15 protein-coding genes are annotated in these 18,675 nt (G+C 71.1%); 12 read left to right on the top strand and 3 right to left on the bottom strand.

Going from position 1 to position 18,675, the window contains the following annotated elements; translation table 11 throughout:
• Positions 1-226: 226 nt before the first annotated feature.
• From ACIA8O_RS37495 to ACIA8O_RS37485, 3 genes are all read left to right on the top strand, one after another.
• A complete protein-coding gene (locus tag ACIA8O_RS37495) occupies positions 227-1,672 on the top strand; it encodes a gamma-aminobutyraldehyde dehydrogenase (RefSeq protein ID WP_396298555.1) in 1,446 nt (481 codons plus the stop codon).
• A gap of 204 nt (positions 1,673-1,876) precedes the next feature.
• The gene (locus tag ACIA8O_RS37490) at positions 1,877-3,235 is read left to right on the top strand and encodes an aspartate aminotransferase family protein (protein ID WP_396298554.1); all 1,359 of its coding nucleotides are present in this window, start codon (positions 1,877-1,879) and stop codon (positions 3,233-3,235) included.
• A gap of 64 nt (positions 3,236-3,299) precedes the next feature.
• Positions 3,300-4,451 carry a spermidine/putrescine ABC transporter substrate-binding protein gene (locus ACIA8O_RS37485; protein ID WP_396298553.1) on the top strand — a complete coding sequence of 384 codons (1,152 nt, stop codon included), beginning with the start codon at positions 3,300-3,302 and terminating at the stop codon, positions 4,449-4,451.
• Positions 4,452-4,591: 140 nt separating this feature from the next.
• Here ACIA8O_RS37485 and ACIA8O_RS37480 read toward each other — a convergent pair whose 3' ends face one another.
• Entirely contained in the window at positions 4,592-6,247 is a 1,656-nt protein-coding gene (locus ACIA8O_RS37480) for a PucR family transcriptional regulator (protein WP_396298552.1), read from the bottom strand.
• A gap of 324 nt (positions 6,248-6,571) precedes the next feature.
• On the opposite strand from ACIA8O_RS37480, the gene ACIA8O_RS37475 reads away from it, so the two are divergent.
• The 9 genes from ACIA8O_RS37475 to ACIA8O_RS37435 all read left to right on the top strand — a co-directional run bounded on the left by ACIA8O_RS37475 (position 6,572) and on the right by ACIA8O_RS37435 (position 16,865).
• Positions 6,572-8,086, top strand: a complete 1,515-nt coding sequence (locus tag ACIA8O_RS37475; protein WP_396298551.1) for a gamma-aminobutyraldehyde dehydrogenase — start codon at positions 6,572-6,574, stop codon at positions 8,084-8,086.
• A 42-nt stretch (positions 8,087-8,128) separates the two neighbouring features.
• Complete coding sequence (locus ACIA8O_RS37470; protein WP_396298550.1) at positions 8,129-9,379, top strand: extracellular solute-binding protein; 1,251 nt, start codon at positions 8,129-8,131, stop codon at positions 9,377-9,379.
• A gap of 42 nt (positions 9,380-9,421) precedes the next feature.
• The gene (locus ACIA8O_RS37465) at positions 9,422-10,567 is read left to right on the top strand and encodes an ABC transporter ATP-binding protein (protein ID WP_396298549.1); all 1,146 of its coding nucleotides are present in this window, start codon (positions 9,422-9,424) and stop codon (positions 10,565-10,567) included.
• Positions 10,564-11,487: an ABC transporter permease gene (locus ACIA8O_RS37460; protein WP_396298548.1), complete on the top strand. Its 924-nt coding sequence runs from the start codon at positions 10,564-10,566 to the stop codon at positions 11,485-11,487. The genes ACIA8O_RS37465 and ACIA8O_RS37460 overlap by 4 nt, the downstream gene beginning before the upstream one ends.
• Positions 11,487-12,290, top strand: a complete 804-nt coding sequence (locus ACIA8O_RS37455; RefSeq protein ID WP_396298547.1) for an ABC transporter permease — start codon at positions 11,487-11,489, stop codon at positions 12,288-12,290. Before ACIA8O_RS37460 ends, ACIA8O_RS37455 begins: the two co-directional genes overlap by 1 nt.
• A gap of 55 nt (positions 12,291-12,345) precedes the next feature.
• Complete coding sequence (locus ACIA8O_RS37450) at positions 12,346-13,740, top strand: NAD(P)/FAD-dependent oxidoreductase (protein WP_396298546.1); 1,395 nt, start codon at positions 12,346-12,348, stop codon at positions 13,738-13,740.
• 133 nt (positions 13,741-13,873) lie between these two features.
• Positions 13,874-14,641: a CDP-alcohol phosphatidyltransferase family protein gene (locus ACIA8O_RS37445; RefSeq protein WP_396298545.1), complete on the top strand. Its 768-nt coding sequence runs from the start codon at positions 13,874-13,876 to the stop codon at positions 14,639-14,641.
• 142 nt (positions 14,642-14,783) lie between these two features.
• On the top strand, positions 14,784-15,230 hold the full coding sequence (locus ACIA8O_RS37440; RefSeq protein ID WP_396298544.1) for a hypothetical protein: 447 nt from the start codon (positions 14,784-14,786) through the stop codon (positions 15,228-15,230).
• 111 nt (positions 15,231-15,341) lie between these two features.
• Entirely contained in the window at positions 15,342-16,865 is a 1,524-nt protein-coding gene (locus tag ACIA8O_RS37435; RefSeq protein ID WP_396298543.1) for a CoA-acylating methylmalonate-semialdehyde dehydrogenase, read from the top strand.
• Positions 16,866-16,990: 125 nt separating this feature from the next.
• Here the strand turns inward: ACIA8O_RS37435 and ACIA8O_RS37430 are convergent, their stop codons facing one another.
• Both ACIA8O_RS37430 and ACIA8O_RS37425 read right to left on the bottom strand, forming a co-directional pair.
• Complete coding sequence (locus ACIA8O_RS37430) at positions 16,991-17,635, bottom strand: TetR/AcrR family transcriptional regulator (protein WP_396298542.1); 645 nt, start codon at positions 17,633-17,635, stop codon at positions 16,991-16,993.
• 91 nt (positions 17,636-17,726) lie between these two features.
• A complete protein-coding gene (locus ACIA8O_RS37425; protein ID WP_396298541.1) occupies positions 17,727-18,443 on the bottom strand; it encodes a DUF4166 domain-containing protein in 717 nt (238 codons plus the stop codon).
• Positions 18,444-18,675: the final 232 nt, after the last annotated feature.

The raw sequence follows: 18,675 nt of genomic DNA, 5'->3' as shown, positions 1-18,675 counted from the left end.
CTGCTGATTTCGTCGTGGTTTCCGGTTTGGCCTGCGGATTACGTGGGTCTTCCATTGATGGGCTGTCGAGAACGTAAGCCCACCGGCTACTCTGGTCAGGTACACGCGCAGGCGGGTACGCACCCAACCGTGGACCGGCGCTTCCCAGCCGGCCGCCCGGCGCCCGGAGGTACCCTGGCGCCGGTGTCCCTGCAACGTGGCAGGCCCCGACCGAGGAGAGACTTCCGTGAGCGAGCTTCAGACGCTGCGCAACTACGTCAACGGTGAGTTCGTCGATGCGGCCGACGGCCGCACGCTCGACGTGATCGACCCGACCACCGGCGAGGTGTACGCGACGTCCCCGCTGTCGGGCGCGGCCGACGTGGACGCCGCCATGGACGCCGCCGCCGCGGCCTTCCCGGCCTGGCGCGACGCCACTCCCTCCACCCGGCAGAAGCTGCTGCTGAAGATCGCCGACGCGGTCGAGGCGCGCGCCGACGAGATCGTGGACGCCGAGGTGCGCAACACCGGCAAGCCGCGCGGGCTGACCCTCTCCGAGGAGATCGGCCCGATGGTCGACCAGCTGCGCTTCTTCGCCGGCGCCGCCCGTCTGCTGGAGGGCAAGGCCGCGGGCGAGTACATGGACGGCATGACCTCGATCGTCCGCCGCGAGCCGGTCGGCGTCTGCGCCCAGGTCGCGCCGTGGAACTACCCGATGATGATGGCCGTGTGGAAGTTCGCCCCGGCCATCGCCGCGGGCAACACCGTGGTCCTCAAGCCCTCCGACACCACCCCGGCCTCCACCGTGCTGCTGGCCGAGATCATCGGAGGCGTGCTTAAGGACCTGGAGCTGCCGGCCGGCATCTTCAACGTGATCTGCGGCGACCGCGAGTCCGGCCGCCTGATGGTCGAGCACTCCACCCCGGCGATGGCCTCCATCACCGGCTCGGTCCGGGCCGGCATCCAGGTCGCCGAGTCGGCCGCCAAGGACGTCAAGCGGGTCCACCTGGAGCTGGGCGGCAAGGCCCCGGTCGTGGTCTTCGAGGACGCCGACATCGCCGAGGCCGTCGAGGGCATCTCGGTCGCCGGCTACTTCAACGCCGGCCAGGACTGCACCGCCGCCACCCGCGTGCTGGTGCACGAGTCGATCCACGACGAGTTCGTCGCCGCGCTGGCCAAGGCCGCCGCGGAGACCAAGACCGGCGGCGTGGACGACGAGGACGTGCTCTACGGCCCGCTGAACAACGCCAACCAGCTCAAGCAGGTGGCCGGCTTCATCGAGCGCCTGCCCGCCCACGCCAAGGTCGAGGCCGGTGGCCACCGGGTCGGCGAGGTCGGCTACTTCTACGCCCCGACCGTGGTCTCCGGCCTGAACCAGGACGACGAGATCATCCAGAACGAGGTCTTCGGCCCGGTCATCACCGTGCAGAAGTTCTCCGACGAGGACCAGGCCGTCGGCTACGCCAACGGCGTCGAGTACGCGCTGGCCTCCTCGGTCTGGACCAAGGACCACGCCCGCGCCATGCGGATGTCCCGCCGCCTGGACTTCGGCTGCGTCTGGATCAACACCCACATCCCGCTGGTCGCGGAGATGCCGCACGGTGGCTTCAAGAAGTCCGGCTACGGCAAGGACCTCTCCTCGTACGGCTTCGAGGACTACACCCGGGTGAAGCACGTGATGACCGCGATCTAGCGGGTCGTCACCATCGGGCGCAGCATGACCGCGATCTGGCGGGTCGTCACCACCAGGCGCAGCATGACCGCGATCCGATGATGCGCCGAGGGGCGCGGGGCCACCGGCTCCGCGCCCCTCGTTTGTCAGGGTGTCGGGCGACGCGGCGTCCGCCTGACAGGATGCAACTGCACGTCAGGCGCCGGTTTCCCTACGCTTACCGGCATGAGCATCCCCACTGCTGATCCGGCCGCCGGGCAGGCCGTCAAGGCCGCCGACCGCGCGCACGTCTTCCACTCGTGGTCCGCCCAGGCGCTGATCGACCCCCTCGCGGTGGCCGGTGCCGAGGGCTCGTACTTCTGGGACTACGAGGGCAACCGCTACCTCGACTTCTCCTCCCAGCTGGTGAACACCAACATCGGCCACCAGCACCCCAAGGTGGTCGCCGCGATCCAGCAGAAGGCCGCCCAGCTCTGCACCATCGCCCCCGGCTTCGCCGAGGAGTCCCGCTCCGAGGCGGCCCGCCTCATCGCCGAGCGCACCCCGGGCGACCTGGACAAGATCTTCTTCACCAACGGCGGCGCCGAGGCGAACGAGAACGCCATCCGGATGGCCCGGCTGCACACCGGCCGCCACAAGGTGCTCGCCACCTACCGCTCGTACCACGGCGCCACCGCCAACGCGATCACGCTGACCGGTGACCCCCGCCGCTGGGCCAACGAGACCGGTGTCTCCGGCATCGTGCACTTCTGGGGCCCGTACGCCTACCGCTCCAACTTCCACGCCGAGAACGAGGCCCAGGAGTGCGAGCGCGCGCTCGCCCACCTGGAGCAGACCATCGCGTTCGAGGGTCCCGGCACCGTCGCCGCGATCATCCTGGAGACCGTGGTCGGCACCGCGGGCATCCTGATCCCGCCGGCCGGCTACCTGGCGGGCGTCCGCGAGATCTGCGACCGGTACGGCATCGTCTTCATCCTGGACGAGGTGATGGCCGGCTTCGGCCGCACCGGTGCCTGGTTCGCCGCCGACCACTGGGGCGTCACCCCGGACCTGCTGACCTTCGCCAAGGGCGTCAACTCCGGCTACCTGCCGCTCGGCGGCGTGGCCATCTCGGCCGAGATCGCGGCCACCTTCGCCGAGCGGGTCTTCCCCGGCGGCCTCACCTACTCCGGCCACCCGCTGGCCTGCGCCTCCGCCGTCGCGACCATCAACACGATGGCGGAGGAGGGCATCGTGGAGCACGCCAGGCACATCGGCGAGACGGTGCTCGGCCCCGGCCTGCGCGAGCTGGCGGAGCGTCACCCCTCCATCGGCGAGGTCCGCGGGCTCGGCGTGTTCTGGGCGCTCGACCTGGTGAAGAACCGCGAGACCCGCGAGCCGCTGGTGCCGTACAACGCGGCCGGCCCCGCCAACGCCCCGATGGCCGAGCTGGCGGCCGCTTGCAAGAAGCGCGGCCTGTGGCCGTTCGTGAACATGAACCGCTTCCACGTGGTCCCGCCGTGCACCGTCAGCGAGGAGGAGGCCAAGACCGGCCTCGCCGTCCTGGACGAGGTGCTCAACCTCACCGACGCGCACACCGTCTGACGTATCGTTCGGCACGGCCCCGGGCGACCAGCCCGGGGCCGTCCCCTTGCCCGGAGAACCACTGATGACCTTCACCCGCCGCGCCCTGCTCGGCACCGCCGGCCTGCTGAGCCTCTCCGCCTGCGGCATCCCCGCCGCGTACGTCCCGGAGGAGCGCCGCGCGGGGCCGGACCGGTCGGAGCAGGACAAGGCGCTCCAGTTCTCCAACTGGACGCAGTACATCGACACCGACGACAAGGGCGGGCGCCCCACCCTGGACGCCTTCGCCAAGGACGCCGGGATCGAGGTCACCTACACCGAGGACATCAACGACAACGACGAGTTCTTCGGCAAGATCAGCCCGGTACTGGCCCAGGGCGGGGACCCGGGCCGTGACCTGATGGTGGTCAGCGACTGGATGGCCGGACGGTACGTCTCGCTCGGCTGGGTCCAGCAGTACGAGGCCGCCAACCTGCCGAACGTCACCGAGCACCTCGACCCGCAGCTGGCCTCCCCGGCCTGGGACCCGGGGCGCCGGCACAGCGTGCCGTGGCAGTCCGGCATCACCGGGATCGCCTACAACCGCAAGGCGCTGGGGCGCGAGCTGAAGTCGACCGCCGACCTGTGGGCCCCCGACCTGAAGGGGAAGGTCACGCTGTTCGCCGGGATGGACGAGGCGATCGGCATGCTGATGCTCGCCCAGGGCGCGGACATCTCGAAGTTCACCGCGGACGACGCGCACCGGGCGATGGCACTGGTCCAGAAGATGGTCGACACCAAGCACGTTCGGCGGTTCACCGGCAACGACTACACCAGCGACCTCGCCTCGGGCGCGGCGGTCGCCTGCCAGGCGTACTCCGGCGACGCGATCCAGCTCAAGGCGGAGAACCCGGACATCGAGTTCGTGGTGCCCGAGGAGGGCGGCGAGCTGTGGGCCGAGAGCCTGATGGTGCCGAACCGGGCCGCTCACAAGACCAACGCCGAGCTGCTGATCGACTACTACTACCAGCCCGAGGTGGCGGCGGAGCTGGCGGCGGCGGTGCAGTACATCTGCCCGGTGCCGGCCGCGCGGGAGGTCCTGGCGAAGAGCGAGGACCCGGAGGTGGCGGCGCTCGCCGAGGAGCCGTTGATGTTCCCGACGGACGAGATGCGGGCGCGGCTGCGGACCATGCGGGACGTCACCGCCGACGAGCGGCCCGGCTTCCACAAGATCTGGGGCAACGTCGCCGGCGTCTAGCAACGAGGCTGCGCCACCAGGGGCGCGGGGAACTGCGCGCGGGGGAACGGCAGCACGTGCAACTGGCTCGCCTGCCCCGATCTAGCGCTGGTCCGCCTTCCGGACTCGCGCAGTTCCTCGCGCCCCCGGAGTAACCACTTTCAGCGCCTCACGGCGTCGAGCGCGAGCAGGGCGACGTGCAGCGACAGGCAGGACTCCACCTGGTCGAGGTCGACGGCGAGGATGCGTTCGACCTTGTGGAGGCGGTCGTAGAAGGACGGCCGGGAGAGGTGGGCGGCGTCGGCGGCGGCGGACTTGTTGCGGCCCTGCTCCAAGTAGATCCGCAGCAGCTGCACCAGCTGGCCCCCGTGTTCGGCGTCGTAGGCGAGCAGCGGCCCGAGCTCCCGCTCGACGTACGTCTGCAGCCGCGCGTCGTCGCGGAGCAGGTGCAGCAGGCCCCGCAGCCGCACGTCCGGCAGCCGGTAGTACGAGGCCGCCCGCCCGCCGGGTGCGTCGTGCAGGGCGGCGTCCGCGACCTGGGTGGCTTCGAGCAGGGTGCGCCGCGCGTCCCGGACCGAGCCGACCGAGGAGCCGACCGCGATCACGGGTTCGGGGGCGGGTGCCGCGGCGTCACGTGCGCCCTCCGCCACCAGCTTCCGCAGGGCCGCTGCGAAGGACTCCAGCGCCGTGTGCTCGTCCTGCCCGGAGCCGAGCGCGATCAGCAGTCCGACGCCTTCGTCGTCCAGGGCGCCGACCAGCGCGGAGAGCCGGCCGGTCCGCACCGCGGTGGCGGCCAGTTCGGTGAAGTCCCGCAGCCGGGCCTGCGCCTCCAGGGCGGCCGGGATCGGCCCGCGCCGCTGCCGCAGGACCACGCCGACCAGCCGCCGTCCGTCCAGCGGGACGCCCAGGGCCGCCGCCCGCAGGGCGACCTCACTGACCGTCAGGGCGTGGGTGAGGATGCCGGAGAGCAGGGTGCGGTGGGTCTGCCGCTCCAGGGACTCGCGGTCGCGGACCACCAGCCGGTTCAGCGCGAGGGTCGCGGCGCCGCGTTCGAGCAGCATGGCGTGCGGGTGGGCGGTGTCGGCGGGCAGCGGGCCGGGGTCGGCGACCAGCACCAGGCGGCCCCAGTCCTGGCCGCGCGCCCCGACGGTGGTGACCAGCCAGCCGCTGCGCGGGTCGTGGCCGGTGCGGCCGGTGGGGTGGACGCCGCGGGAGCGGCGCTCCCAGCCCTCCAGCAGTTCGGTCTCCGGGCGGCCGGCGGTGTCGTGGGCCAGTACCTGGTGGGCGAGGTTCTCCAGCACCACGGGCGCGCCGGCCATCCGGGCCACCTGGCGGACCACCTCGGCGGGCTCGGCGCCCTCGGTGGCGAGTTCGTTGAAGACCTGGTGGACCGCCTCGGAGGTGCGCAGTTGCTCCAGCTGGGCGTTGACCACCAGGGCGTGCACGGCCTCGGTGACGGCGACGAAGCGGAGTTCGCGGCGGAGCGCGACGAGGGGGAGGCCGCGTTGTTCGGCGGCGTTCACCAGGGCGCGGGGGAGGGTGTCGAAGTAGCGGCGGCCGAACTCGACGACCAGGCCTGCGGCGCCGATCTCGGTGAGCTCGCGGACGTAGCGGGCCAGGCCGTCGCGGTCCTCGGGCAGGGCGATGCCGGTGGTGAGGACGAGTTCGCCGCCCTGGAGCATGCCGGCCACGTCGGGGAGCTCGCTGACGTGCACCCAGCGGACGGGGCGTTCGAGGTGTTCGGCCCCGGCCACGACCTGCGGCAGGCCGCGCCGCATCACGTCGAGGTCGAGCACGCGGGCGACGGTGGGGAGCACGGCGGCACCTTCCGGTGGGGGCGTCAGGGTGTCAGGTGAATCATGCATCGACCGGACGACCTGTCGCCTTTCCACCCTGTAAGGCCTCTGCGGCGGAGGCTGCCGGAGTGAGCCTTGTCACCCTTCGGGGTGAGCGGGCAAGGTCAGCGGGTCGGCAGCACCGACCCGCCGGCCGGGTCGTGGCATGAATGTGGGGTTGCCCTTGGAATCCGTCGCGTAACCAGAACGCAACGGCGGATTCCCTTGTAGCGGCAACGGGCGGGTGTCAGGATCACCGGACCCCGCTGATCCCTGGCCGACTCACCGGGCACCTGGAGGACACTGATGGATCTGACCGACTTCGGCGCGGGCGCGCAGTACATCGCCGGCCGGCTCACCGGGGGCACCGGCACCGAGCCCTTCCAGGTCGTCAACCCGGCCACCGGGAAGACCGTACAGACCGTCACCCTGGCCTCGCACGAGGACGTGGACACCGCCGTCGCCGCCGCGCGGGCCGCGCTCCCGGAGTGGTCGGCCGCCACCCCCGGCGCCCGGTCCGAGGCGCTGCTGAAGCTGGCCGCGGTGCTGGCGGAGCACGCCGGGGACCTCGCCCGGGTGGAGACCGCGCAGACCGGCAAGCCGATCAAGCTCTCCACCGAGTTCGACGTGCCCGGCACGGTGGACAACACCTCCTTCTTCGCCGGTGCGGCCCGCAACCTGGAGGGCAAGGCGGCCGGTGAGTACTCCGGTGACCACACCTCCTACGTGCGCCGCGAGGCGATCGGCGTGGTCGGCTCGATCTCGCCGTGGAACTACCCGCTGCAGATGGCGGCCTGGAAGATCCTCCCGGCGATCGCGGCGGGCAACACCATCGTGCTCAAGCCGGCCGAGCTGACCCCGCTCACTTCGCTGATGTTCGCCCGGGCCTGCACCGAGGCGGGCATCCCGGACGGCGTGGTCAACGTGGTCACCGGTGCGGGCCGCGGCGCGGGCGAGCACCTGGTCTCGCACCCGGACGTCGCGATGGTCTCCTTCACCGGCTCCACCCCGGTCGGCAAGCGGGTGGCCGAGCTGGCCGTGGCCGGCGTCAAGCGCACCCACCTGGAGCTCGGCGGCAAGGCCCCGTTCGTGGTCTTCGACGACGCCGACCTGGACGCCGCCGTGCACGGCGCGGTGGCCGCCTCGCTGATCAACTCCGGCCAGGACTGCACCGCCGCCACCCGCGCCTACGTGCAGCGCCCGCTCTACGACGCCTTCGTCGCCGGGGTGGCCGAGCTGTACGGGCAGGTCCGGATCGGCGACCCGCTGAACCCGGCCACCGACCTCGGCCCGCTGGTCTCGTACGCCCACCGGGACCGGGTGGCCGGCTTCGTCGAGCGCGCCCGCTCGTACGCCACCGTGGTCACCGGCGGCCCGGCCCGGGTGCTCGGCCACGACGGCACCGACCTGAGCGTCGGCGCGTACCACCTCCCGACCCTGATCACCGGTGCCCCGCAGGACAGCGAGGTGGTGCAGGGCGAGATCTTCGGCCCCGTCCTGGTGGTGCTGCCCTTCGACTCGGACGAGGAGGGCCTGCGGCTGGCCAACGACACCCCGTACGGCCTGGCCGCCTCCGCCTGGACCACCAACGTCCACCGCTCGCTGCGGGCCACCCGGGAGATCAAGGCCGGGTGCGTCTGGGTCAACGACCACATCCCGATCATCAGCGAGATGCCCCACGGCGGCTACAAGGCCTCCGGCTACGGCAAGGACATGTCCCAGTACTCGCTGGACGAGTACACGCAGGTCAAGCACGTCATGTTCGACACCACCGCGGTCGCCAGGAAGGACTGGCACCGCACGGTCTTCGGAGACAGATAACCCCCGTCTGTTCCGCCGCCTTCTCCCCGAAGGGTGCCCCGCATGGAGTTCCACGAGATCACCGACGGTCTGTCGGCCCCGGTCCGCAAGGCCTGGGAGCGCAGTCTGACCAACGGCCGGGCCGCGATGACGCGGCGCCGGCTGCTCCAGGCCACCGCGCTGATGGCCGGCACCGGCACCCTGGCGGCCTGCGGGATACCCGCGGCCAAGTCGGGTTCGGCCGAGGGCAGCCCGGCGGCGGAGCCGGACTCCTCCGACACCGACAAGACGCTGAACTTCTCCAACTGGCCGCTCTACGTCGACGTCGACCCCAAGGACGAGACCAAGCGGCCCACCCTGGACGCCTTCACCGCGGCGACCGGCGTCAAGGTGAAGTACACCGAGGACGTCAACGACAACGTCGAGTTCTTCGGCAAGGTCAAGCCGCAGCTGGCGGCCGGCCAGGACACCGGCCGGGACCTGGTGGTGCTCACCGACTGGATGGCCGGCCGGCTGATCCGGCTCGGCTGGGCGCAGAAGCTCAACCAGGCCAACCTGACCAACGCGCTGACCAACCTGGAGGGCCGCTTCCGCGCCCCCGACTGGGACCCGGGCCGCCAGTACTCCTACCCCTGGACCTCCATCCAGACGGTGATCGCCTACAACAAGAAGGCCACCAAGGGGAAGGCCGTCACCTCCGTCGCCCAGTTGCTGGACGACCCGGATCTGAAGGGCCGGGTCACCTTCCTCTCCGAGATGCGCGACACCATCGGCATGGTGCTGCTGTCGATGGGCAAGGTGCCGGGCAAGTTCACCGCCGACGACTTCGACGCCGCGGTCGCCCGGGTGCAGAAGGCCGTGGACAACAAGCAGATCCGCAAGTTCACCGGCAACGACTACGGCCAGGAGCTCTCCTCCGGGGACATCGCGGCCTGCATCGCCTGGGGCGGTGACCTGATCCAGCTGAAGGCCGACAACCCGGACATCGAGTTCGTCATCCCGGAGCAGGGCTACCTGGCCTCCACCGACAACCTGCTCGTGCCGGCCAAGGCCCAGCACAAGAAGAACGCCGAGCTGCTGATCAACTTCTACTACCAGCAGGAGATCGCGGCGCAGCTCACGGCGGGGATCAGCTACGTGTCCCCGGTGGCGAACATCCAGCCGGAGCTTGCGAAGATCGCACCCGAGGTGGCCGAGAACCCGCTGGTCGTGCCGACCCGCGAGATGGCCGCCAAGGTGCACACCTTCCGCAGCCTGACCGAGGCCGAGGAGACCGCCTTCGAGGACAAGTTCTCGAAGTTGATCGGCGCCTGACCCACCCCACTCGGCTTCTGAACCCCCGACAGAGAGACCCCCATGACCAAGCAGCTGCGCGAGGCGGCGACGGCCGGCGGCGACGTACGCCTCACCGGCATCGGCAAGACCTACGGCACCTTCACCGCCGTCCATCCGCTGGACCTGACCGTCCCGCAGGGCTCCTTCTTCGCCCTGCTCGGCGCCTCCGGCTGCGGCAAGACCACCACCCTGCGGATGATCGCCGGCCTGGAGGAGCCCACCAGCGGCACCGTCCTGATCGGGGGTCAGGACGTCACCGCGCTGCCGCCGTACAAGCGGCCGGTGAACACCGTCTTCCAGAGCTACGCGCTCTTCCCGCACCTGGACATCTTCGAGAACGTCGCCTTCGGCCTGCGCCGCCGCGGCCGGAAGGACGTCAAGAAGCAGGTCGAGGAGATGCTGGAGCTGGTCGAGCTCGGCCCGATGGCCCGGCGCAAGCCGCACCAGCTCTCCGGCGGCCAGCAGCAGCGCGTCGCGGTCGCCCGCGCACTGATCAACCACCCGCAGGTGCTGCTGCTCGACGAGCCGCTCGGCGCCCTCGACCTCAAGCTGCGCCGCCAGATGCAGCTGGAGCTCAAGCGGATCCAGACCGAGGTCGGCATCACCTTCGTGCACGTCACCCACGACCAGGAGGAGGCCATGACCATGGCCGACACCATCGCGGTGATGAACGGCGGCCGGGTCGAGCAGCTCGGCGCCCCCGCCGACCTCTACGAGAACCCCGCCACCACCTTCGTGGCCAACTTCCTCGGCCAGTCCAACCTGATCCCCGCTCAGGTCACCGGCCGCTCCGGCGGCTCGGTGCTGCTGGACGCCGACGGCGCCCGGCTCGCCCTGCCCGAGGCCCGCTGCGCCACCACGGCCGGCCGGGTTCACCTGGGCGTGCGCCCGGAGAAGATCACCATCGGGGCGGCCGGCACCGAGGTCGCCGAGGGCCGCAACCGGCTCACCGGCACGGTGCTGGACTCCGCCTTCATCGGCGTCTCCACCCAGTACGTGGTGCGCACCGCCGGCGGCCAGGAGATCGCCGTCTTCGAGCAGAACATGGACCGCGACACCCGGATCACCCCCGGCGCCGAGGTCGTCCTGCACTGGAACCCGGCGCACTCCTTCGGCCTCGACGCCGACCAGGCGATCGACGCGGGCACCGGGGAGGAGGCGGCGTGACCGGCACCACCGAGGCGGCACCGCCCCAGGTGATACCGCTTCAGGAGCGGCCCGCCAAGCGGAAGCTGACGGCCTACTGGCTGCTGCTGCCCGGCCTGGCCTGGCTGGTGGTCTTCTTCGTGGTGCCGATGGTCTACCAGGCCTCCACCTCGCTGCAGACCGGCTCGCTGGAGCAGGGCTTCCGGCTCACCTGGCACTTCTCCACCTACTGGGAGGCGCTCGGCGAGTACAAGTGGCACTACCTCCGCTCGTTCGGCTACGCCGGGGCGGCCACCCTGCTCTGCCTGGCGATCGGCTACCCGCTGGCGTACACCATCGCCTTCAAGGCCTCCAAGCGCTGGCGCAACGTCATCCTGATCCTGGTGATCGCCCCGTTCTTCACCAGCTTCCTGATCCGCACCCTGGCCTGGAAGACCATCCTCTCGGACGGCGGCCCGGTGGTGGAGGCGCTCAACGCCCTGCACCTGCTGAACGTCACCGACGCGCTCGGCCTGACCACCGGTCAGCGCCTGCTCGCCACCCCGCTCGCGGTGATCTGCGGCCTGACGTACAACTTCCTGCCGTTCATGATCCTGCCGCTCTACACCTCGCTGGAGCGGATCGACCCGCGGCTGCACGAGGCGGCCGGCGACCTGTACGCGAAGCCGTTCACCACCTTCCGCAAGGTCACCTTCCCGATCTCGCTGCCGGGCGTGGTGGCGGGCACCATGCTCACCTTCATCCCCGCCTCGGGCGACTACATCAATGCCCAGCTGCTCGGCTCGCCCAGCGAGCAGATGATCGGCAACGCGATCCAGAAGCAGTTCCTGAACGTGCTGGACTACCCCACGGCCGCCGCGCTGAGCTTCATCCTGATGGCCCTGATCCTGGGCCTGGTGACGGTCTACATGCGCAAGGCCGGGACGGAGGAACTGGTCTGATGAACCGTCCCGTGAAGTGGCTGCGCCGCAACCTGGTCACCCTGGCCGGGCTGCTCGCCCTGGCCTACCTGATCCTGCCCAACCTGGTCGTGCTGGCCTTCTCGTTCAACAAGCCCGCGGGCAAGTTCAACTACGAGTGGAACCAGTTCTCCACCGACGCCTGGACCGACCCCTGCGGCGTGGCCGACATGTGCGGCTCGCTCTCGCTCTCGCTGCGGATCGCGGTGCTGGCCACCCTCGGCGCCACCGTGCTCGGCACCATGGTCGCCTTCGCGCTGGCCCGTTACCGCTTCCGCGGCAAGGGCACCGCGACCGGCCTGATCTTCCTGCCGATGGCCATGCCCGAGGTCGTGATGGCGGCCTCGCTGGGCACCCTGTTCCTCAACATGCGGATCCCGTTCGGCTTCACCACGATCCTGATCGCGCACATCATGTTCTGCCTCAGCTTCGTGGTGACGGCGGTCAAGGCCCGCGTGATGAGCATGGACCCGCGCCTGGAGCAGGCGGCCCAGGACCTCTACGCCACCCCGTTCCAGACCTTCCTCAAGGTCACCCTGCCGCTCGCCGCCCCCGGCATCGCGGCCGGCGCGCTGCTCAGCTTCGCGCTCTCCTTCGACGACTTCATCATCACCCAGTTCAACTCGGGACCGACCACGGTCACCTTCCCGATGTTCGTCTGGGGCGCCTCGCAGCGCGGCATCCCGGTGCAGGTCAACGTGATCGGCACCGCGATGTTCATCGCCGCGGTGGTCCTGACGGTGGTCGGCCAGTGGGTCGGCAACCGTCGGAAGGCGCGAGCCTGACACTCTGTACACACCCTGAAAAACCGTCAATCCGCAGAAAGTAGCTGATAGGCAGATGGATTCTGCCCGTGCCCTCAGTGATGCCCGTCCCACCCCGTTCTGGCTCGAGGACCCGGGCCGGCCGGAGGCGCTCGCGGCCCTGGTCGGCGACACCCGGTGCGACCTGCTGGTGGTGGGCGGCGGCTACTCCGGCCTGTGGACCGCACTGATCGCCAAGGAGCGGAACCCCTCGCTCGACGTGGTGCTGATCGAGGGTCACGAGATCGGCTGGGCGGCGTCCGGGCGCAACGGCGGGTTCTGCGCCGCCAGCCTCACCCACGGATTCGGCAACGGCCTCCAGCGCTGGCCCGGTGAACTGGCCGAGCTGGAGCGCCAGGGCATGGCCAACCTCCAGGCCATCGAGGACACCCTCAAGCGCTACTCCATCGACTGCGAGTGGGAGCGCACCGGCGAGATCGACATCGCCACCCAGCCGCACCAGCTCGCCGAGCTGCGCGAGGTGGCCGAGGCGGTCGCCGAGTACGGCACCGACCTCACTTTCCTGGACGCCGACGCCCTGCGCGAGCAGGTCGACTCGCCCACCTTCCTGGGCGGCCTCTGGGACAGGGACGGCGTGGCCATGCTCCACCCGGCCAAGCTGGCCTGGGGCCTCAAGGACGCCTGCCTCTCCCAGGGCGTGCGGATCTTCGAGCGCACCAAGGGCCTCTCGCTCGCCGAGTACGGCAGCGGGATGGCCGTCCGCACCCCGTACGGCCGGGTCTTCGCGCGCAAGGTCGCGCTCGGCACCAACGTGTTCCCGTCGCTGGTCAAGCGGGTCCGCCCGTTCATCGTCCCGGTGTACGACTACGCGCTGATGACCGAGCCGCTCACCGACGAGCAGCTCGCCTCGATCGGCTGGACCGGCCGCCAGGGGCTCAGCGACAGCGCCAACAAGTTCCACTACTTCCGGCTCTCCGCGGACAACCGGATCCTGTGGGGCGGCTACGACACCATCTACCACTTCGGCAGCAAGGTGCAGTCGGAGCACGACCAGCGCCCGGAGACCTTCCGCACCCTGTCGCGGCAGTTCTTCCAGACCTTCCCGCAGCTGGACGGCATCCGCTTCACCCACGCCTGGGGCGGCGCGATCGACACCTGCACCCGCTTCTCGGCGTTCTTCGACACCGCCTACAAGGGCCGGGTCGCGTACGCCGCCGGGTTCACCGGCCTCGGCGTCGGCGCCACCCGGTACGGCGCCGAGGTGATGCTCGACCTGCTCGCCGGCGAGACCACCGAGCGGACCACGCTGGAGATGGTGCGCAGCAAGCCGCTGCCGTTCCCGCCCGAGCCGGTGCGCTGGGCCGGGATCGAGATGACCAAGTGGTCGCTGGACCGCTCCGACCGGCGCGGCGGGCACCGCAACCTCTGGCTGCGCACGCTCGACAAGCTGGGCCTGGGCTTCGACAGCTGACGGTCCGTCCGTCCGGGCGTCCGTGGGGGAGGGGCATTCCGTTTCGGCGGGGTGCCCCTCCGGCGCGTTCCGGCCCTGCTCTAGCCTGGCGCCGTCCCGCCCCTGGACGTCCGTCCCCTCCGAAGGAGCCACCATGGCCCCCGCCCCCTCCCTGGCCGAACTGCGCGAGGTCTGCCAGCCCGCCGCCAAACTGGCCAGCCGCAACGGCGAGCACTGGGCCGGCCGGCTCTACATGCGCGGGATCTCCCTGCGCGTCACCCGGCAGCTGGTCCGCACCCGGGTCAGCCCCAACACCCTGACCTGGCTGATGGTGGTCTGCGGCGTCGGCGCCGGGGCCGCCCTGCTGATCCCCGGCCTGGCCGGCGCGCTGCTGGCCGCCGTGCTCTTCCAGGGCTTCCTGCTCTTCGACTGCGTGGACGGCGAGGTCGCCCGCTGGAAGCGCCAGTTCTCCACCGCCGGCGTCTACGTCGACCGGCTCGGCGCCTACCTGGCCGACGCCGCCCTGCTCGCCGGAGCCGGCTTCCGGGCCGGCCAGAACGACTTCGGGGCCTGGTCCACGATCGGCTTCGCCACCGCACTGGGCGTGGTCCTGCTCAAGGCCTCCACCGACCTGGTGGACGTGGCGCGGGCCCGCAGCGGCCTGGCCGTCGCCGAGGACACCGCCGCCCAGCCGCGCTCCCAGGGCGTCGCCACCCTGCGGCGGCTCGCCTCCGCCTTCAAGGTGCACCGCCTCACCAACGGCATCGAGGCCTCGCTGCTGCTGCTCGCCGCCGCGGTCGCCGACACGGTGACCGCCGACCTCACCCCCACCCGGGCCGCGGTCGCGCTGCTCGCCGCCGTCACCTGGGTGATGGTGCCCGCCCACCTCGCCTCGATCCTGGCCTCTTCCCGGCTGCGCTGACGGTCCGTCTTTTCCTGCCCCGTCCCGTCTCCTCCCCGTCTCCTCCTGTCTCGTCCCGCTCGTTGCGGGGAGGCGTGTAAGACCCGGCGCTCGCGCCCCTCTTCCACTCCTGACGGATGTCCGGAGTTTCGAGGAGAGCGCGATGGAGACCACCCCGCTGGACTGGCTGGTGTCGGCCGCCGACGACCCGGCGGCCTGCCGGGCGGAGTGGGAACGCGGCGGGCGCGGCGTCATGCTGCTGCCCGCCGGCCGGCACTGGGACGTGCTGCTGGTGCCCGGCCTGCTCGGCCGGGCCGCCCACCGGGTGCTCGCCGGTACGGGCGGCCCGGTCTTCGCCGACTTCGGCGACGCCCGGGTCGGCTTCCTGGTACCGGTCGGCACCGCGGCCCGCTGGATCGGCACCGGCGTGGCCGGCGCCGGCCACGGCACCCGGGTCGCCCTGCCGTACCCGGTGGGCGGCGGGAGCGGGCTGCGCTGGCTGACCCCGCCGGACGGCTCGGGCCGGCTCACCGACCCGGTGCTGCTGGAACTGGCGTTGCACGAGGCCGCCGCGCTGGTGCGTCAGCCCCGCGTGCATGACGACCTGTAAGGCTGAATCTCCATTGCCCGTCAGCCTGTTCGTTGAGACGGGCCCGGTCGGTCAGCAGACTGGAGAACGAGCGCGGTAGTTCCGTGATCGGACTTCGGAGGCATGAGGACCTTGAGCAAGCACATCATTCACTGGATCGACGGCGCTCCCGTCGCCACCGCCGGCTCCGCCCCTCGGCGCGGCGACATCTTCGACCCGGCCACCGGTCTGGTCACCGGCCAGGTCGACTTCGCCGGCATCGAGGAGGTGGACCAGGCCGTCGCGTCGGCCGTCTCGGCCTTCTCCGAGTGGCGCCACGCCTCGATCGCCAAGCGCACCCAGGTGCTGTTCGCGTTCCGCGAGCTGTTCAACGCCCGCAAGGACGAGCTCGCCTCGATCATCGTCGCCGAGCACGGCAAGGTGCACTCGGACGCGCTCGGCGAGCTGGCCCGCGGCCAGGAGGTCGTCGAGTACGCCTGCGGCATCCCGCAGCTCGTGAAGGGCGGCTTCACCGAGCAGGCCTCCACCGGCATCGACGTCTACTCGATCCGCCAGGCGCTCGGCCCGGTCGCCATCATCTCCCCGTTCAACTTCCCGGCCATGGTGCCGATGTGGTTCTTCCCGATCGCCATCGCGGCCGGCAACACCGTCATCCTCAAGCCCTCCGAGAAGGACCCGTCCGCCGCCAACTTCATCGCGCAGATGTGGAAGGAGGCCGGCCTCCCGGACGGCGTCTTCAACGTCGTGCACGGTGACAAGGTGGCCGTCGACCGCCTGCTGGAGCACCCGGACGTCAAGGCCGTCAGCTTCGTCGGCTCCACCCCGATCGCCCGGTACGTCTACGAGACCGGCACCCGCTACGGCAAGCGCGTCCAGGCCCTCGGCGGCGCCAAGAACCACATGCTGGTCCTCCCCGACGCCGACCTCGACCTGAGCGCCGACGCCGCCATCAACGCCGGCTTCGGCGCGGCCGGCGAGCGCTGCATGGCCGTCTCCGTCCTGGTCGCGGTCGACCCGATCGGCGACGAGCTGGTCGACAAGATCAAGCAGCGGATGGCCACCCTCAAGGTCGGCCCCGGCTGCAACGGCGACAGCGAGATGGGCCCGCTGGTCACCGGCCAGCACCGCGACAAGGTCACCTCCTACGTCGAGTCCGGCCTCGCCGACGGCGCCGAGCTCGCCGTGGACGGCCGCAAGCACGCGATCTCCGAGACGGACACCGCCGGTACCCCCACGGCCGACGGCTTCTGGCTCGGCCCCACCCTGTTCGACCACGTCAAGCCCGGCATGTCCGTCTACAACGACGAGATCTTCGGCCCGGTGCTCTCGGTGGTCCGGGTCTCCTCCTACGAGGAGGGCCTGGCGCTCATCAACAACAACCCGTACGGCAACGGCACCGCCATCTTCACCAACGACGGCGGCGCCGCCCGGCGCTTCCAGCACGAGGTCGAGGTCGGCATGGTCGGCATCAACGTGCCGATCCCGGTCCCGGTCGCCTACTACTCCTTCGGCGGCTGGAAGGCCTCGCTCTTCGGCGACGCCCACGCCTACGGCCCGGACGGCGTCCAGTTCTTCACCCGCGGCAAGGCCGTCACCTCGCGCTGGCTGGACCCCTCGCACGGCGGCATCAACCTGGGCTTCCCCACCAACTCCTGACCGGAGCCCGGTGACCGGGTGACACGACGGCGGCCCGCCCCCTCGTTGAGGGGGCGGGCCGCCGTGCTGCCGTGCTGCCGTGCTGCCGTTCTGCCGCGCCGCCGTGCCGCTTGGGTGACGCGGGGTCAGCCCTCGCGACCGGCCCGGGCGGCGCCCCGCTTGAGCGTGGCCTTGAGCGCCTTGGCGGCGACCGGCCCGAGCCCGTCCACCACCTCCACCAGCGCGCCCATCCGGTCCAGCGCGTCGAAGGCGGCCGACGCCCCGTCAGGGTCCACCCCCTCGTACAGCTCCAGACCGACGAAGGAGGCGGAGACGGCCCGGGCCAGCCCCGGTACGTCCAGGGCCTCGGCCAGCGGGTGGCCCAGGAAGATCCGTTCCAGCACCCGCTCGATCTCCGCGCTCCACAGCCCGAGCGCCTCCGCCGAAGCGCTCGCCAGTGCCGGGTACGCGGCGGCCCCCGCGAGGAAGTGCCCCAGCAGCGCCACGTTCCCCCGGTCCCGCTCCTCCTCGTGCAACTCCCGGCCGAGCCGGAGCAGCTCGCGCAGCGAGCCGGCCTCGTCGAGCCGGGGCCGGTAGCGCTCCAGCCGCAGCCCGGTCTCCCGGAGCGCCGCGGCGGCGAGCAGCCCCTCGACCGTCTTGAAGTGGTAGAAGACCAGCGCCTGATTGGCCCCCGCCTCGGTGGCGATGCTGCGAGCCGAGACACCCGCGATCCCGTGCCGCCTGATCGCGGAGACGGCCGCTTCCATCAGTCGTTCACGCGTGTCGCTCATGCCGAGCAGCGTAGTGGGAGCGGGACCCGCCCCCGCCTGACGCCGCGTGAGGCCCGCGGCCGCTGACCGCCGCCCTCCCTTACGCCCACCGTCAACTGCGCGCCTGCTCCCGAACGGGGCGGACGTACGTGGGCACCCCGGCCCCGTCCGCGACGGGCACGTACTCGGTGGTGAACGACCCCCGGTACCCCATCACCGGCCCGACCACCGGATTGGTGACCCGCACCTCGATCCGGAACCGCCCCGCCGCCTCGTCGAACCACTCGTGCACCCGGGCGCGCCCCGTCAGCACCCCGGGACACCGGGGCGAGCCCGGCAGCGCGGCCACGCGCTGGTCCCCCGAGGTGATCACCAACCCGCCGGCCGGACTCACCCGGAACTCCAGGTCGACCGCGAGGTGCTGATGCGTACCCAGGTAGTCGACGACGGTGTTCGGCCGCTCCGAAGCGATCATCGTCGCGTCGAACCGTCGGGGCCGGGTGAACTGAAAGGTCCGGACGAAGGTGACCGTCTCCCGGTCGAACCCGTCCCGGTAGGCGTAGTTCGCGATGGTGAAGGCGACGTCGCGCCCGCTCTCCGGAAAGAGGATGTTGCAGCCGCTTCCCAGCCGGAGGACCTGTTTCACGAAGCGGGACCCATGCCACACCTGGTCCATCCGGCCGGTACCGATGCACGCGATCCGGTCCTGACTGGAGAACCCGAAGCGTCGCTGGAGCTCGGGGTGCAGCCGGTCGAAGTCCGAGCCGAGGGCCTTCCGGAAGATCGACGTGGCAGTGGCAGTGGTGGCGGTGGCGGTGCTCCGGGGCATGGGTGCTCCTTGCAGGGCCGGCGGAGGCTCTTGAGCGATCGCTCAAGAGCGGGTGTCGCCATGCTGGCAGACCTTGAGCGATCGCTCAAGAGGGAAGCCGGCTGAGTTCCCTCGCAGGATGTTTGCCTTTGGCTGATGCCGGGGGTAGTGTTCCCTAGTCGCTCGGCAGGGAGCACCGGACACGCGTTCTTGTGTGGACGGTCCCGGGGCGGCCAATCCTTGGAACACCACT

It is taken from the genome of Kitasatospora sp. NPDC051853 (assembly GCF_044452665.1).
Lineage (GTDB): Bacteria > Actinomycetota > Actinomycetes > Streptomycetales > Streptomycetaceae > Kitasatospora.
The sequence above is the reverse complement of the archived record's forward strand: the minus strand, read 5'-3'. Positions and strand labels throughout refer to the sequence as shown.